At 41.6% G+C, this 17,488-nt stretch carries 15 protein-coding genes; 10 read left to right on the forward strand and 5 right to left on the reverse strand.

The genetic code is table 11. From position 1 onward, the window contains the following. Window positions 1-104: 104 nt before the first annotated feature. Window positions 105-1,466 carry an RNA polymerase factor sigma-54 gene (gene rpoN, locus ACFRAK_RS10390; RefSeq protein WP_394571708.1) on the forward strand — a complete coding sequence of 454 codons (1,362 nt, stop codon included), beginning with the start codon at window positions 105-107 and terminating at the stop codon, window positions 1,464-1,466. 179 nt (window positions 1,467-1,645) lie between these two features. Here rpoN and bluB read toward each other — a convergent pair whose 3' ends face one another. After that, complete coding sequence (gene bluB / locus ACFRAK_RS10395) at window positions 1,646-2,287, reverse strand: 5,6-dimethylbenzimidazole synthase (protein ID WP_260286553.1); 642 nt, start codon at window positions 2,285-2,287, stop codon at window positions 1,646-1,648. 95 nt (window positions 2,288-2,382) lie between these two features. After that, window positions 2,383-2,988, reverse strand: a complete 606-nt coding sequence (locus ACFRAK_RS10400; RefSeq protein ID WP_394571709.1) for a uridine kinase family protein — start codon at window positions 2,986-2,988, stop codon at window positions 2,383-2,385. A 67-nt stretch (window positions 2,989-3,055) separates the two neighbouring features. Here ACFRAK_RS10400 and ACFRAK_RS10405 point away from each other — a divergent pair, with 67 nt between their 5' ends. Next, window positions 3,056-3,208, forward strand: coding sequence for a hypothetical protein (locus ACFRAK_RS10405; protein WP_387601881.1), 153 nt, complete (start codon window positions 3,056-3,058; stop codon window positions 3,206-3,208). Between the two features lie 47 nt (window positions 3,209-3,255). Here ACFRAK_RS10405 and dacB read toward each other — a convergent pair whose 3' ends face one another. Then, window positions 3,256-4,677, reverse strand: a complete 1,422-nt coding sequence (gene dacB, locus ACFRAK_RS10410) for a D-alanyl-D-alanine carboxypeptidase/D-alanyl-D-alanine endopeptidase (RefSeq protein ID WP_483878284.1) — start codon at window positions 4,675-4,677, stop codon at window positions 3,256-3,258. 314 nt (window positions 4,678-4,991) lie between these two features. On the opposite strand from dacB, the gene ACFRAK_RS10415 reads away from it, so the two are divergent. From ACFRAK_RS10415 to ACFRAK_RS10425, 3 genes are all read left to right on the forward strand, one after another. Further along, window positions 4,992-5,486 (forward strand): PH domain-containing protein, encoded by a 495-nt coding sequence (locus ACFRAK_RS10415; RefSeq protein WP_387704396.1) that lies wholly within the window; start codon window positions 4,992-4,994, stop codon window positions 5,484-5,486. After that, the gene (locus ACFRAK_RS10420) at window positions 5,486-6,949 is read left to right on the forward strand and encodes a PH domain-containing protein (RefSeq protein WP_387601873.1); all 1,464 of its coding nucleotides are present in this window, start codon (window positions 5,486-5,488) and stop codon (window positions 6,947-6,949) included. Before ACFRAK_RS10415 ends, ACFRAK_RS10420 begins: the two co-directional genes overlap by 1 nt. Window positions 6,950-7,153: 204 nt before the next feature. Next, window positions 7,154-9,148 (forward strand): methyl-accepting chemotaxis protein, encoded by a 1,995-nt coding sequence (locus ACFRAK_RS10425; protein ID WP_394571710.1) that lies wholly within the window; start codon window positions 7,154-7,156, stop codon window positions 9,146-9,148. Window positions 9,149-9,199: 51 nt separating this feature from the next. On the opposite strand, the gene ACFRAK_RS10430 is transcribed toward ACFRAK_RS10425, so the two are convergent. Further along, window positions 9,200-9,706 (reverse strand): general stress protein, encoded by a 507-nt coding sequence (locus ACFRAK_RS10430; RefSeq protein WP_192207736.1) that lies wholly within the window; start codon window positions 9,704-9,706, stop codon window positions 9,200-9,202. Between the two features lie 162 nt (window positions 9,707-9,868). Between ACFRAK_RS10430 and ACFRAK_RS10435 the strand changes: the two genes are divergently transcribed. The 5 genes from ACFRAK_RS10435 (at window position 9,869) to ACFRAK_RS10455 (ending at window position 16,042) form a co-directional block, all read left to right on the forward strand. Continuing rightward, entirely contained in the window at window positions 9,869-10,933 is a 1,065-nt protein-coding gene (locus ACFRAK_RS10435) for a M20 family metallopeptidase (RefSeq protein WP_387601866.1), read from the forward strand. A gap of 398 nt (window positions 10,934-11,331) precedes the next feature. Continuing rightward, window positions 11,332-11,886 carry a LysM peptidoglycan-binding and 3D domain-containing protein gene (locus ACFRAK_RS10440; protein ID WP_260286542.1) on the forward strand — a complete coding sequence of 185 codons (555 nt, stop codon included), beginning with the start codon at window positions 11,332-11,334 and terminating at the stop codon, window positions 11,884-11,886. Between the two features lie 158 nt (window positions 11,887-12,044). Further along, window positions 12,045-12,956, forward strand: a complete 912-nt coding sequence (locus ACFRAK_RS10445; RefSeq protein WP_394571711.1) for a ketopantoate reductase family protein — start codon at window positions 12,045-12,047, stop codon at window positions 12,954-12,956. A gap of 188 nt (window positions 12,957-13,144) precedes the next feature. Beyond that, window positions 13,145-14,413 carry a dicarboxylate/amino acid:cation symporter gene (locus ACFRAK_RS10450; protein WP_387601860.1) on the forward strand — a complete coding sequence of 423 codons (1,269 nt, stop codon included), beginning with the start codon at window positions 13,145-13,147 and terminating at the stop codon, window positions 14,411-14,413. A 210-nt stretch (window positions 14,414-14,623) separates the two neighbouring features. Continuing rightward, window positions 14,624-16,042: an NAD-dependent succinate-semialdehyde dehydrogenase gene (locus ACFRAK_RS10455; RefSeq protein ID WP_387601857.1), complete on the forward strand. Its 1,419-nt coding sequence runs from the start codon at window positions 14,624-14,626 to the stop codon at window positions 16,040-16,042. Between the two features lie 68 nt (window positions 16,043-16,110). Here the strand turns inward: ACFRAK_RS10455 and ACFRAK_RS10460 are convergent, their stop codons facing one another. Next, the gene (locus tag ACFRAK_RS10460) at window positions 16,111-17,217 is read right to left on the reverse strand and encodes an AI-2E family transporter (protein WP_387601854.1); all 1,107 of its coding nucleotides are present in this window, start codon (window positions 17,215-17,217) and stop codon (window positions 16,111-16,113) included. Window positions 17,218-17,488: the final 271 nt, after the last annotated feature.

Here is a 17,488-nt window from a genome sequence, read left to right on the forward strand (position 1 = left end):
AAAATGTTGAATTTTCGGAAGATTTGTATTATTATCATGTTAATATTTTTCCATCCCTTTTGAGCCGCCATGTTAGTTAATCTAAACGAAAGAAGTTGATATATATGCAGGTAGGATTTGAACTGTACCAAAAACAAACCTTGAAATTGTCATTAACCCCTGAATTACAGCAATCGATAAAGATCCTTCAATATTCGACCCATGAACTAATAGATTTCCTAAACCGGCAGGCTTACGAAAATCCCGTTCTCGAAATAAGATTTGAAGACCCCCTCGCATCACTTTCTGAATCCAGCATTCGTATACCTAAAATAAATTCTCTGAAACGGTCCTCTAAAAGTAAAAGTTTCAACGGAGACAATGATTACAACCCTATCAACAATTATTCAATCAACACAGAAACACTGGAAAGCCATTTGCTGGAACAATTGAGTTTACTAAGTTCGTTGAAAGCAATTGAAAGGAAGGTTCTCCAATTTTTAATTGGAAACTTAAATGAATATGGGTTTCTTGAATTGGATGCCAATTGGACTGCCTCGCATTTTTCCGTGTCCGTCGAAGAAATAGAAAAAATGATTCAAGTTTTGCAATCCCTTGACCCGATTGGAGTCGGGGCTAAAGATCTGACCGATTGCTTACTCATTCAGCTGCGTGAGCATGAGAGTCGCAATGAACTGGCGTATAAGATCGTTAGAAAGCACTTAACGGACATAGCAGAAAAACGCTACAGAAAAATTGCCGCCCTATACAAAGTGACCATTCAGGAAGTGCAAGAAGCGGCGGATTTCATCCGTACGTTAAACCCGCGTCCCGTCAGTCACTTTTCCAATGACTTGACTCATTACATCATTCCGGACGTTTACGTGGAAAAAGAAAAAGAAGGTTTTCTGATAACGGTCAATGATAGCTGCACACCTAAGCTTTCCATCAGTCCTTTCTACAAGGACCACATCGCTCTGAATCCTGTCAATCCAGCAAAAGATTATATAAAAGGGCACATAAATGATGCCCAATTACTTTTAAAAGGGCTCGAACAAAGGCAAATGACTCTTTACAAAGTGGCAGCAACAATAGTGGACCAGCAGCAAGAGTTTTTCATGAAGGGAATTACGGGGTTAAAACCTATGAAACTGAAAGACATTTCGGAAAAACTTCAGGTTCATGAATCAACAATCAGCAGGGCGACGAGCAATAAATATATCCAGACGCCGCATGGACTCTTTAAACTTAGGAACTTCTTTACTAGAGGGTTAAACCGCGTGAACAGCCCAGCAGCCGAATCAACGACCACCATCAAAGAAAAAATAAAGGTCTTGATTGCCGCTGAAGATAAGATAAAGCCTTTTTCAGATCAGAAGCTTTGTCAAATATTCGAAAATGAAGGGATGAAGATCTCCCGCCGCACTATTGCAAAATACCGTGAAGACCTCGGTATACCGGGATCTTCAAAACGGCGCAGATTTTAAAATCAAACCAAATTTTATGTCAATATTACGGAATGACGCATTTTAAAAGACTCTTACAAAAGATGTATCCATCGTAAGGGTCCTCTATTTTCCACTGCTTCATTTCTGTTTTTTGTAAAAAAGTCATGCCTCTCAACAAAAAACCCCTGAGACAGGGGCTGGAATCATAATATATCGTTTTATTTATTACCCCATTTATCTTTGAAAATAAGTTCATCCATCGGCCTTCTTTTTTCCCAATTAGCAAGTTCAAGAATGGGTTTATCCGGATATTGATCCGTATAGCCAATCGACAGGAGTGCGACGGGTTCTACATGCGGCGGAATCTCCAAAATATCACGAATATCATTTTTCTTATAAAAGCTTACCCATCCCATTGCCAATCCTTCCGCACAGGCAGCCAGCCACATATTTTGAATCGCGCAGGCTGTGGATAGGATATCCGTTTCCGGAATGGAATTCCTCCCTAAAACATGGGAGCCGCCCCGTGTCGGGTCGCATGTAACACAAATGGTGTAAGGTGCTTCTTTTAACCCTTCCACTTTCAAACTAAGAAACTTATTTTCTTTATCGCCTTCATAATGAATGGCGAGTGCCCTTCTTTCTTTATCCGCTGCCCATGCTAAACTGTTCTTGGTTTCCTGAGATGAAATCACGATGAAACTCCAAGGTTGCATGAATCCCACAGACGGCGCATGATGTGCGGCATCCAAAATTCTGCGGAGTATATCCTTTGAAATGGGCTTAGGCAAAAAACTCCTGATATCCCTTCGATTATAAATGGCTTTATATACGGCAGCTTGTTCTTCATTAGTAAACATAGTTCCCCCCCCAAGTTTCCGGCATTATCTAAACATACATATAATTTTACAGGTAAACCCTTACAATTAAAAGCGAGTTCCAGAAATCCACGGATTCAGCTCGTTCCGTCCACAACAAGATCCGCTCTTTCTTGAGGCCTTTGCGCACCCACATAAAGGTCTTCATGCACCATCCAATTATCCTCCCACATTTGCCGCGTTTCTTCACCATCCCGCTCAAGCCCCCGTTTCAAACGCTGATCACGGGGACATTCCACCCAAATCGTGAAATCATGGTACCCTGCCAATTCTTTACGGATGGAATATGTTCCTTCTATAATAACAAGGCCTTCAGCAGGAACATCATGCCATTCTGCCAAAGTGTCTGTTTCCCAATCATACCTTTGATACCTTGCTTCCCGTTCATTTGTAAGCGGTTTCAGAATTTGATTAAACACCCGCTCCCAATCATAATCCGCACCAATCTGCTTTTGGGATGGAGGCAGTTGGAACCTATCCGGTGATGGCAAATAAAAATCGTCCATATGAACGACCGCGCTACCCGGACACTCAGCTTGGATACGGGAAGCAAGTGTACTTTTTCCAGATCCGCCCCGTCCGTCTATGGCCAATATATATGGAGATCGTTTATTGGAAATTTCGTGAATTTCAGCTATAAGACTGCTAATTGTATACTGTCCAGCAAGTGTTGGAAAATTCATGAGCATTCCTCCTATACTACTTATTTCTATTCATCCTCCCTCAAATTCCTTCCTTGAGAGGATTAAAATGAAAAAAACTAGAAGGAGGTGCTGGCAATGTTATCGAATGACCATTGAATTGAATCCGCCATTCGGATTTACGATCGAAGCCGATATCGAGTCAGCAATAAAATGGCTCATCGGCTATATGCTGCCAATTCGGATTTGCCGAAGAAAATGAATGGGCAGATGACGATCCGTTTCTAGACTTTGTTTTCCAAATGGATACTAAAGGCCAATCCCCAACCGGATTTCTTTTTCTGCGAGCATCACGGCTATCTTATCCTGGATTGCCGTAATGCCTTTTTCTTCTACGAAATTATTCAAGATGATCGAAAATATGACTTTTTCCCCTCCTTTGGTCGTAACATAACCTGATAAGGAGCTCGTTCCTGAAATCGTCCCTGTTTTAGCTCGAACATTCCCGGCTGCATAAGTCCCTTTCATCCTCTTCCTTAGCGTACCGCCCACCATCCGATTTTCGTCGCCTGCAATCGGCAAAGCGTTCAAGTATGCAGGAAACCACGTTTTTTCCTGTACGGCATACAACAGTTTCGTTATTTCATTCGCTGGAATCATATTGACTTGGGAAATTCCAGATCCATCACGCATCATGATCGTTTGCATATCAAGACCCATACTCTTCAGCTGATTTCGAGCAACCTTCAAACCATCCTTCCAGCTTCCCTCTCCTTCTGCCTCTTTGCCCATTTCTTTCACCAAAACCTCGGCATGGCTGTTATTGCTCAATTTCATGAAAGGAATAAGCAGTTGTGAAAGCGGCATGGACCGATGAGTGGCAATCATGTCCGCTCCTACTGGCGTCTTCCCTCTTTTCCTTTTTCCCAACACTTTAATTCCATGTTTGTTCATTGAGTTTTCAAATAGGCTTAAGGCATATTCTGTGGGATCTTTCACCGAGATCCACTCTTTGGTCACCCCGGCATGCTCCGGAATGGTTCCGGTCACCGTAATGACTTGTGTGCCATGAGAGCGTTCGACTTCAATTTTCTTATTGCCATCTTCCGATTCGGTTTTTGTTTTGTTGATGACCTTCACATAATCCGTTTCCGGCTTCAGCTTCACTGTTGCCCTTTTACCAGCCTTTTTCCCTGGGGATATCTCCACGATGATGGTACCGGTATCGTAGTCTTCATTCGGGGAAGCTGTTAAAGCTGAAACGGGCGCCCCGTAATATTCCTGTTCATCGCTCCAAACTAAATCTTGGGAATAACGAACATCGTCATACCAAGAATCATCGCCTATAAGATCCCCATGAACCACCTTAACTTGTTTGTGCTTCAGTGAAGCTGCAAGCTCATCGAAATCCTTTTCCAATAAAGTCGGATCCCCTTTTCCCTTCAGGTACACATCGCCCTGCAGAACATGGCCAACTTGCACTCCTTTTATGTATAGTTCCGTTTGAAAAGCATGATCTTCCCCTAAAGTTTCCAGCGCAGCTGCTGCAGTCAATAGCTTAAGGTTCGAAGCAGGCCGTAATCTTGTTTGCGACCCCCGTTCATAAATCATTTCCCCCGTTTCAGCTGAACGGATGGAAATTCCCGTTAACGCGCCAGCCAATCCCGGCGATTCATCCAATATTTGTTGAATTTCCTGCCCTAGGTTTCCATCATCATTCGCAGCCTGCATCGATTCTCCATTAAAAAAACAGATCAAAAACAGGAAGAATATAAAACTCAACTTCCTTTTGTATGTCAAACCTATCACTCCCACTCTAAAAGCTTACCACTTCTATCTTGTCCAATTTACAGTCATATAAAAAGAAAAGATCCACTAGAAGTCTTTATTTATACATACTCAGGAAACTGGAGGATTATTCGGCCGCCACTCCACGGAACCGATAGGGACCCCCGACTTCATGATTTCTTGGCACAAAAGGATAATAGGGAACTTTCTTGTCGGCTAATCCGTATAAGTATAAAGACATAGTAAGGAGTGAATATATGTATTCAAAGATACAGCCACCAACTAAGAAAATTTCCAAAGAATCAGTGAAGGTTTGGCGGATGACTGGAGCCATTACCAATCTCATTATCCTCACTGTCCTTGGCATCCTATTATTTATTGATGATTATTTCACTTGGAAAGAATGGATTGGATGGATTTTAAACGGACTTATCACATTATCTTTTATTCATGCAATCTGGTCCATCTTCATTGAACCGATCTTGTTGCAAAAGTATTGGCGTTACGACGTGAACGAAGAATTCATTCAAACAAAACGTGGAGCCTGGAGTGAAACGCATGAACTCATTCCGATGACGAAGGTCCAATCCGTCAAATTGAACCAAGGACCGTTTTTGCGAAAATATAACCTTTACTCCCTGAGCATTGGAACAATGGGGGACTCTCATGACATACCTGCCATCCCAGAGAAAGAGGCTTATGAATTACGAGATAAAATTGCCCATTTCGCAAAAATTAAGGAAGTGGATTAATGATGGAAGAACATGCAAAACGATTACACCCTTTCAAAATCCCCTTCGAGTTTTGGAAATTGCTGAAAGGAAATGCGTTTTTCATCATCATGCTTTATGTCCTGAACTTCGGTTCTGAAAAGATGTATATGAAGGTACTTCAAATCGGTTTTCTTGTTTATTTGATTTGGAAAGTCATTTTCATCATCCTAAAATGGTATACGTATACATACCAAATCAAAGAAGGAACCATATATATTACTTCAGGCCTTATCTCGAAGTCGTATCGAACGATCCCTCTTCATAAGGTACAGAATGTTCAGCAACGCACGACGTTATTTCATAAAATTTTCAGTTTAACCTCTATAACATTCGAAACGGGGATGACTGGTGATCAGGGTACCGTACCTTTTGAGGTGATTTCCCGAAAAGAGGCCGAACGGCTGGAGGGGGAATATGCTTCAAAACAGGAAATTACGGTTATCGAAGTGGAAATTCCCGAAGAGCGTATAGCAGAATCAATCAATGGGAAAACGATCCATTTCACACCAACCAAACAGGATGTGCTGAAAGCTTCCTTTACATCACTCAGCTTCCTGGCTCTTATCCCGATATTGGCTACGTTATATAATACACTCGATGATTTTATCAATTTGGAGAATGCCGAAGGGTTTCTTGCCAAGTTATTGGATACGTGGTGGATCATAACAATCGTTCTTGCAGGCCTCATATGTGTCGCCGTTGCCTTCGGAATCGTTTCCACTTTCGTCAAATATGGAAAATATGAAATTTCATCCGATCACGAGCGTATATATATAAAGAAAGGTGTATTGGATGAATCCGCTTTTTCCATTCAGAAAGAAAAAGTACAAGCTGTAGAAATCACCCAATCCATCATTAAAAGATTGCTAGGCCTGGCAGAAGTGAAACTGGTCAGTGCAGGAAATACGGGCGATGAAGAGCTGGAAACGAATACACTCTATCCTTTTTTATCAATTGAACGGGCATATGGGATGGTAGAAGAGATTTTACCCGCTTACAAAGTGGAACAGTCAATGAAGCCCCTATCGGGACAGGCCTTCAAGATTCGAATGCTAAGGCCCAGCTTTTTCTGGATTCTCACAACATTGGCGATTTATTTTTTTAAACCCTCCCTATGGTATATCTCGCTGATTTTACTCGTCCTCATTTATTCATTGAGAATAATGGATTACAAAAATAGCCGTTACTTGTTAAATGATGAGTTCATTCAGTTAAAATCCGGAAGTTTGGAAACATCACTATTCATTACCAAAAGAAGCAAGGTCATTCAAATTGAGGTGGAACGTACAAAGTTGCAAAAGCTTTTCGGTCTTGCCACAATTGAAACGATCAACCGCTCCAAGCCGGTACACCATACAAAGCTCCAAGATGTATCCGTTGAATATGCAGACGAGTTTTACACATGGTATATGGGCAGGACAAAAAATATCCAAGTCGAATAGCAATGAATGAAAGAGTTGACCATGGCAGTCAGCTCTTTTTTAATCTACTTTATCCCCCTCTCCCACCTAGAATAAATGTAAGCCCTTCCAAGTCAAAATTAATATTGGGAATTTTCTAACTTGAAACTTCAAAAAAATCAAAGCAGACCGAAATATCTTATAGAACCTAAATCAATTTGAAGAATATAAGGAGAATTGTCCAAAATGAAAAGACTGACAGACTGGTATTTTAATTCGCTAAAAAAACAAATTTTGATTCCTTTTTTAGCTTTGATCATGATAAGCGGAATGGCCATCTCTTACATGAGCTATAAAAATAGTATCGAGTTGACGACCCAGGAACTTACCGGAACGACAGAAGAACAAGTCAAGTCAATGAACGATTCTTTCGAAATCTTCTTTCAAAAAACGGAAAATCAATTGGATAGGATCGGTAAGTACCCTATCATGAGTACTTATGATAAGAACCCCGAATCGATAATGGATGAATTTTCCCATACACAGTCGAGCAGTTCTGAAATAATTGGTTTATACCTTGGCACAGAGAAAGACGGAAAAACATTGATATTCCCAAAAGCTGAATTGCCGGCTGACTTTGATCCAAGACAAAGGGATTGGTATCAATCGGCTTTGAAACAAAAAAACAAGACCATTTGGACGGAACCTTATACGGATCAGGCGACAAATGCACTTGTCATTACGGCAGCAAAAGCCATATATGATGATCGTGATGAATTAATAGGCGTGCTCGGTGTCGACATCTCGATCGATACATTGATCACGATGATCAATCAAACGAAATTCGGTGAAACGGGCTATGCGGTTTTGCTGGATAAGAAAGGGTCATTCGTTGCACATCCAGACAAGGAAAAAATCCAACAGGATATATCAAAGGAAAATATGTTCAGAAAAATGAAAAGTGCATCCGGTTCAATGATCGAGGAATACGTTGGGCAAAGCCGGATCATCGGATACGCCACCAATCCGACAACTGGATGGAGAATAACAGGGGTAATGGATGAAAATGAAGTGAAAGTCCGTGCAAGCCCGATGGTAATCGATAATATCATCACACTGCTGATCGTCTTTACTGTCACTGCGCTATCTGCCATCTTCATCACCCGTTCGCTAACGAATCCCATTAAAAAGCTGCAGGAATCCATACGGAAAATGGCTGAAGGCGATTTCACAACCAATAATTCCATTTCTAGGAAAGACGAGATTGGGCAACTTGCAGAAGACACCAGCTTAATGACCAGGAATATGAGCCATATGTTAGGCGCTGTCAACAACCTTTCCGATAAAGTATCGGAATCCTCCATGACGCTAGTGGCTAGTGCAGATGAAAATTCAGCGGCAGCTAACGAAGTGGCCATGACGATGGAACAAATAGCGGCCGGTGCCATAGACCAAATTGAAGTCGGGCAGAATAACGAAATGGCTGTAAAGCTATTGGCTGATAAAATCCATGGTCTTGAAACGCAAGCGAGCAAAATGGCCACGGAATCCGAAAATATGTTCAAGGCTTCCGAAAACGGGATCACTCAAGTGCAAGGCCTCAAACAGCAATTCAATGAAACATCCCTGATTTCCAGTAAGATGAGTACGGCAGTCAAATCATTGGATGCACGCTCCAATGATATTAGTGCGATCGTAAAGACCATAAGCGGGATTGCAGGACAAACGAATTTACTCGCCCTGAATGCGGCCATCGAAGCAGCCAGGGCCGGTGAGCACGGAAAGGGATTTGCAGTTGTAGCCGATGAAGTGAAGAAATTGGCCCAACAGACGGAAAACTCACTGAAAGAAATCTCTGAAATCATTCAAGCCATGCAAACCGATACAACCAATACCGTTCATTTGATTGATCAAGTCAATCAAAAAATCCATCTTCAGGATACTTCTGTATCGGATACGGAAAATGCCTTCAGTCACATTGCATCGATTATCGCGAATACATTCAGCAATTTCGACGAAATAAAAAAGATGATGAACGATATGGTAAACGAGGTCACACGAATGGCGAGCAATGCAGAAAGCTTAAATTCGATTAGTCAGGAAACTGCAGCAGGAACTGAAGAAGTATCAGCTTCCGTAGAACAAACGAATGCTTCCATGGAACAATTAAATGCCCTGGCTAGTGAATTGGATGCCTTATCCCAGGAAATGCACAAAGAAATAAAGAAATTCACATTCTAATCAAAAAAAAGGACGAATCCTAAGGGATCCGTCCTTTTTTACCTTACTTATTTATAGAGTTCTTCTACTGTTCGTAAGCGTTTCATCGGTTTCAGTTATTCCTGAGTAAGAAGAACTGGATTTTCTCGCATTCGAATCGACTAACACAAGCAGCTTGCCACTCTTTACATCCGCTTCATATCGATTAGCCTCGTCTTCAGGTATGCCCATTCCGATTAATGTACCGGCCAATCCTCCGGTACCAGCACCTACTGCCGCTCCGGCTAATGTTGCAGCAAGCGGTCCAGCTGCCAGTACCGGCCCGATTCCCGGAATCGCCAATGCACCCACACCAGCCAATAATCCGGCAGTACCGCCCAAAATACCTCCGGTCGCCGCACCAGCTGCGAGCCCCTCCTCAACCTTTGTACCCGTTTCTTCATTCACTGTATTTAATTCTTCTTTATCTTTAGCTACCACCGAAATATCTTCACGATCATACCCTTGGGCCTGTAATGACTCAACAGCCTTTATGGCTTCTTCTCCAGTTTCATATACACCAATTATACGTTTATCCATATCTATCATCCTCCTTAAAGAATGTAAATTGTCGCTCCCCCTTTACATACCCCAGGGGATGAAAAGGCTAAACGTTATTTAACAGGAAATTATTTTGAGTTAACCCTTACTTAGAAAGGGTATATATAATAATAATATGCAAATTTTTAGGGGGGTATCATTTTGCTCATCGAGTTACTTAAAGATTTAGTATCTATTGACAGTTCAACGAAAGAAGGAGCTAACCAAGCAGTTGATTACTGTGCGGACTGGCTTAAAAAACAAGGTATTACTGTGAATGTGATCGTAAATAACGGTTATAAAATGTTTGTTAGCGAGATTGGCAGCGGAGATAAAACGGTAATTTGGAATGGCCATGTCGATGTTGTCAGCGGAACGCCGGATCAATTTTTCCCTGAGGTTCATGAAGGAAACTTATATGGGCGCGGGACAGCCGATATGAAAGCGGGAGTTGCAGGGATGATGTGTGCATTTACCGAACTGAAAGATAAGGACTTAGGTTTGAAAATCCAGCTACAAATCGTATCGGATGAAGAGATTGGCGGATTGAACTGTTCCGGATATTTAGCGAAACATGGTTATAGAGGTGACTTTGTAATCTGTGCTGAACCTACGCAATTGGGAATCGGACTCCAGGCAAAGGGTGCCCTTCGTCTCGATATTGAAGTATCCGGCAAATCTGCACACGGAAGCCGTCCATGGGAAGGCGTGAATGCAATTGAAAAGGCCTATGATCTCTATCAAAAAATAAAGGAACTTCCTTTTACCAGGGATCACACCCCCCTTTACTCTTCCCCTTCACTTAACTTAGCAAAAATTAAAGGCGGGGATGTTTATAATAAGGTACCGGATGCCTGTTTGCTAAGCCTTGATATACGTTACCTTCCTACGCAAACAATGGAAGATATCATTGCTCAGATCGAAAGTGTGACAGGAAATAATGTCCACCTTAATATGTACAGTAAACCTGTAAAAACCGAAGAGTCAGACCCATTCATCGCTATGCTCCGCCCGATTATCGAAAGCAACACCAAGCAGGATGCTGTCATTTTTGGGCAGCACGGATCCGCAGATACCGTGTTTTTTGCGGCTTATGATATCCCAGCCATTGAATTCGGTCCGAAAGGTGAGAACTGGCATGGAGATAGGGAATGCGTCAACCTTGAATCAGTGGCAGTCTATCAAAAAATGCTAGTCGATTTCGCTTCTGAATTTGTTTTAAATTAATCCAAAGCATGAAAAAAACCGGCATCACATAGATGCGGGCTTTTTTCATGCTTCGAATATCCTTTCCTACTAAAATAAACCCCACTCAATTGTTCAATATTTCATTGTTTTTTTTACAAAATATACAGGACTTTAAAACCAGGGAACAGATCCCCATATTTCACCTCATTAAACAGGATATTCCATAAAACCAACGTTATTTACCAAAGATACGCTTATACTGACATAATAAATAATATATTTACATTCAATAGATAAGTCCTTTTGTCCTAGTTTATATTACATTTATTTATCAAAGGAAACCTTTTTGTAACACAATTACTATTCCAGCGAAACATTGTTGTCATAAAGACCTGTTATTCTAAGTCTACGATTTAAAACAAAGGAGACTATTCATTTTGAAAAAAATACTACTTCCACTATTCACTGCTTTCTTTTTGGTATTTAGTTTTTCCGGAGTTTCATCGGCTGCTACTACTACATACAAAGTTAAAAGCGGCGACACACTATGGGGTATCGCCAATAAACATAATATAACAGTCAATCAACTCAAAAGTTGGAACAACCTGAAAAAAGATAACATCCATCCAAAACAAGTTTTAAAGGTCAAGAAAACATCGACATCTGCTAAACCTAAAGCTAAAACATCATCATCCAAGAAATATAAAACGATCACCGTGAATGCAACAGCTTACACTGCGAACTGCAAAGGTTGCAGCGGTATTACAGCATCTGGTCTTAACTTAAAGAAAAACCCTAACGCAAAAGCCATCTCAGTTGACCCTAAGGTCATTCCACTAGGAACAAAAGTTCATGTAGAAGGATACGGGGATGCCATTGCAGCAGATAAAGGCGGCGCAATCAAAGGGAATAAAATTGACGTCTTCTACTCTTCTCACTCAAAAGCTATCAATTGGGGCAGAAAAACCGTTAAAGTAAAAATCTATAAATAATGATAAGCGCCAGCCTGAAACCTAATTCAGGCTGGTTTTTTGTTTTCCCCATTCTTACAAACACCTAAACAACCAGTTTCCCTTCAAACGGGAATATTTACTGAAATTTCAGTAAATGTTATGATTAGTACATCTTAATCAAAAGAGAGGTGTGCACATTGAATATTGTCATTATAGGGGCCGGGGCACTCGGCTCCTACTTTGGAGGCAGGCTGCAGCAGGCTGGGCAGCATGTTCAATATCTTGTCCGAAAAAACCGCGCCAAACAATTGAAAGAAAACGGCATCAGCATAACCAGCCCTCATGGAAACTACCAATTTAACGATCTTCATATCACAGAGGACGTAAATGATATTGTAAAGGTCGACCTTGTGATTCTCGCCGTAAAAGGCCAGCATCTGCAAGGCACCCTTCCAGATTTAAAGGTCCTTGTTGAAAAGGGCGCAAAGGTCCTCCCGCTTTTGAACGGATTGGAACATGTATCCATTTTGCAGGACGAACTGGGCGATGAAGCTGTCTTGGGAGGAAGTGCCTTCATCATCGCCACTCTTGATGAAAAAGGTCATGTCATTCACTCCAACGATAATCACGATTTGATCTATGGCCCGCTTCATCCGTCACAAGAAAAGATTTGCGATGAATTCGAGCAGGCAGCCGGATCAGCTATCATGAAGACTGGCAGAACGGAAAACATATTGATCAGGATGTGGATCAAATACATGTTCATCACCGCTTTCTCCGGTGTGACAACCGCCTCCAACCTCCCTATCGGCACGATACGGAGATTCCCTGAAACCAATGGATTGCTGGAAAAGGTCCTTGTTGAAATGAAGGAGCTCGCGAATGCCTATGGCGTCGGAATTACTATGGAGAATATTGCACAGGCGTTGGAAAACATGGCAGGCTTACCTGATGAATCCACCTCTTCCATGCACCAGGACCGCCGGAAGGGCCTAACCCTAGAAGTGGAACATTTACAGGGCGGTGCACTGCGCCTTGCCGACCAGGCCGGATTGAAACTTCCTGTGATCGGAACCCTTTACGCACTCATAAAACCATTCGAAAATTGATTTTTCCGAATACCGGCACCCCACCGGTATTTTTTTATTGCAGTTTATCAATCTATCATGAACCCTAATCCCATGACCAAAAAGAACAAAAAGAAAACAATATCACCAAAAGAATATTCTGATTCTTCCTTCTGTTACACTATAACCAAGTTAAGAAAGCGTTATCATATAACAAAGGAGAATGCACCTTGAAAATATTAAAAAATCTAACAGTTCAGGTCATCATCGGTATCATTCTGGGTATAACAGTCGGTTTCTTCTTCCCTGCTTTCGGTGAACAGCTGAAGATATTAGCTGATTTATTTATTAAAATGATTAAAATGGTCATTGCACCAATCATCTTCTTAACTGTCGTAATCGGAATTGGCGGTATGGGTGATATGAAAAAGGTTGGCCGCATCGGCGGAAAGGCACTGCTCTATTTTGAAATCGTTACCACTTTCGCGCTTGCCATCGGAATCATCGTAGTCAATCTGCTGGGACCTGGTAAAGGCTTTAACATCGATTCAGTCGAGGGCGGAGATGTATCACAATATACAACAGCCGCTTCCGAAACGGAACATGGCGCCCTTGCTTTCATTTCTAATATCATTCCTGATAATGCCGTTGCCGCACTTGCTGGCGGAGACTTACTCCCTATTCTATTCTTTGCCGTATTATTCGGATTATCAATGGCGGCAATGGGACCGAGAGTGCAGCCAGTCGTTTCTTTCTTTCAGCATATTGCCGATATTTTCTTCGGCATCGTCGGCATGATCATGAAAGTATCTCCATTGGCGGCTTTTGGAGCAATGGCTTATACAATCGGTAAGTTTGGCCTTGGTTCTCTAAGCTCTTTAGGACAATTAATGGGTAGTGTATATATCACAATGGCACTATTCATCATTATTATCCTTGGCTCGATTGCAAAAATCTACGGCTTTAATATTTTCAAGTTCATAGCCTATTTAAAAGAAGAAATCCTCTTAGTTTTAGGAACATCTTCGTCGGAATCCGCTCTACCAAGCGTGATGAAAAAACTCGAAAAATACGGTTGCTCAAAATCGGTAGTCGGTTTAGTTGTCCCAACGGGTTATTCTTTCAACCTTGATGGCACATCCATCTACTTATCCATGGCAGCGATTTTCATCGCCCAAGCCTATGGTGTCGATTTAAGCATCTGGCAGGAATTGACCCTTCTAGGAATCTTGATGTTAACATCCAAAGGAGCTGCCGGTGTAACGGGATCCGGTTTCATTACACTTGCTGCAACATTAGCTGCCTTCCCAATGATTCCAGTTGAAGGAATGGCATTACTGCTGGGAGTTGACCGCTTCATGTCTGAAGCACGCGCCATCACTAATCTAATCGGTAACAGTGTTGCTACAGTGGTCATTTCTAAATCGGAAGGTGAATTCAATTCTAATCAAGCCATCTCAGGTGATCTGGGTGAAGTGGCCGTCTCATCGGAAAAATAAGCGAATCTTGAATGAAGAGGTGTGCAACTTGCACCTCTTTTTTTTATGTCTTGCTCCCTTTCTATCAATGAATAGCCGATTTTCTATAAATAGCCAATCAAATAAATTTCAGAATCACTGAAAAGTGTTTATACTTTTATGTAAAGGTAAAAGTATATAGTTAAAAGTTTTAGTAGTTTGATGGATTTAACCAAATTAGGAGGTTTTATCATGAAGGATTACGGATTATTTATTAACGGTGAGTGGTCGGATTTTGGATTGGATAAAATTGAAGTGAGAAACCCGGCAACGGATGAAGTAGTTGCCACCGTTCCTAAAGGCGGTGCAACTGAAGCGGCGAAGGCTGCAGATGCCGCATGTGAAGCTTTTACGGGCTGGGCTGCACTCTCGGTCTACGAACGTGCTGAACTTATTTGGAAATGGCATCGATTGATAGATGATAATAAAGAAGAACTAGCCAAAATCATGACTGAAGAGCAAGGCAAGCCCCTTAAAGAGGCTCTTGGTGAAATGACATATGCAAATGGCTTTTTATCTTGGTTTGCCGAAGAAGGAAAACGGGTGTATGGCGAAACGATTCCTGCTTCCGTATCCAATAAGCGGCTTTTCGTGACAAAACAACCTGTCGGAGTTGTAGCTGTCATTACGCCTTGGAACTTTCCTGCAGCCATGATTACAAGAAAAGTTGCACCGGCGCTTGCAGTCGGCTGCACAGTCGTCATTAAACCGGCAAACCTGACTCCCATAACAGCTCTAAAAATGGCTGAATTGGCTGAAGAAGCTGGGATTCCAAAAGGAGTCATCAATGTCGTGACAGGAAAATCATCAGAAATCGGCGAAACTTGGCTTCAAGATACAAGGGTTCGTAAATTGACGTTCACCGGTTCTACAGAAGTCGGTAAAACCCTTATGAGAGGCTCAGCTGAAACGGTAAAGAAAATCTCGCTTGAACTTGGGGGTCACGCACCCGCAATCGTACTTGAGGATGCCGACCTTAATAAAGCGGTTGATGGCATCATCAGTTCGAAATTCCGTAATGCAGGACAAACATGCGTCTGTTCAAATCGCATTTATGTCCACGAAGCCATTCAAGAAGCCTTCATCAAAAAGCTCGTTGCCAAGGTCAAAGAACTAAAGGTAGGAAATGGACTGGAGGATGGCGTCGATATCGGTCCGCTTATCGATCAAAATGCAGTTGATAAGGTTCAAAAACAAATTGATGAAGCAATCAGCAGCGGTGCTAAGCTCGAAGCTGGCGGTAAATCAATAAGCGGCCTTTTTATTGAACCAACCGTACTATCCAACATTGATGACAGCATGCTCTGCATGAATGAAGAAACATTTGGTCCTTTAGCTCCTATCGCCTCCTTTAAGACTGATGAAGAGGCAATCAAAAGGGCAAATGACTCCATCTTCGGTTTGGCAGCTTACGTCTTCACTGAAAATATCACCAAGGGCATCAAATTCACCGAGGCACTTGAATTCGGTATTGTTGGCTTGAACGATGGACTTCCTTCCGTTCCGCAAGCTCCATTTGGCGGATTCAAACAAAGCGGGCTCGGCCGCGAAGGTGGACATCAAGGCATCGAAGAATTCCTGGAAGTAAAATATATTTCCTTAGGTTTGTAACCCATTTAGGCACTTTTGCTCCTTCACTAAGAAAACGGGCCCGACTTAATTGAGTCGGGCCCGTTTTTTCATTCCAATATATCTTCTTCAAGCTTTTCCTCTTTTCGGATCCTGATGAATTTTACGATATTCAATACAATCGTTTTAACAACGGAATAAGTCGGAACGGCCAAAATCATACCGATGATACCGGCAATGTTTCCGGCGACGAGCAAAAGGATGATGATGGTTAGCGGATGAGTGTTCAATTTCTTCCCGATGACTAACGGCGAAATGACATTACCATCCAGTTGCTGAATGACCGTTACAACAAGTATGACCAATAACGCTTCGGTCGGTGAATGAATCAACGCCACAATGACCGCAGGAGCCGCTCCGATAAACGGACCTACATATGGAATGATATTGGTTACCGCACCTATCAGCGCAAATAAGAACGCGTAAGGTAAACCAATGATTAAATATCCAATGAACGTTCCAATTCCGACAAACATGCAAACCAGCATCTGTCCTTGAATATAAGTGGCAAGCGTCCCTCCCGTTTCCTTAAGTACCGTTAAAGCTGGTTTTCTATAGCTAACCGGTACGAATTTCATAATGGCGGCCGGAAGCTTATCGCCATCTTTCAGCATATAAAATAGGATGAAAGGAACCGTCACGACCACTAACGTAATATTCGTCACTACACTGAAAACCGAAGACAAACTATTAGTTATATTACTCGGTAAATTCGTCAAATATTTTTGAAGCGAATCTCCTACTTCTTGCAAAGGAACATAATCTTGTTCCACCGTCCACAAAAACCATTTTGACTGAGCTGAGTCTTCAATGAACTTTCTTACTTGATTGAAATAATCCGGGAGGTTATTGACTAAATCCGTAACCTGTTTGGACAGTGACGGGCCGACCAGACCGACCAGCAAACTAATCAATCCCAGGAAAAATACATATAGCAATAATATCGATAATCCCCTAGGCACCCTTCTTTTAACCAGGAAATCAACAGTGGGGTTGAACAAAAAGTAGAGAAAACCTGAAATCAAGATTGGAAAGAACAATGTAGATGTAAAGATGACTATCGGTTCAAAAAGAAAAGAAATCTTAGTACCAACATAAAAAAGTAAAGACAATAGTAATAACTCTAACGTCCAAAAATGTAATTTTGTCTTGAACAAATTATCTCCTCCACAATAACCATTCTATTTAACTCCCTATTTCTAAGGAAACAACATCATAAATACGAAAAATCCTATGTATGATAATCTCTCATTGTTAGCAGTTTACCATATTTCCATAACTTGAATGAATAATTATATACAAAAATAAAAGAAAAAGCCTAAAGATACAGTTCCCTATCCTTTTGATGGTTAAGCTTCATTTTAAAATATTCTATTTCCAGTGGTGCCGAAAGGTTCATGTGTTTATTATCACAAATAAGGGATACGG

The sequence above is a fragment of the Peribacillus sp. NPDC056705 genome (genome assembly GCF_043656335.1).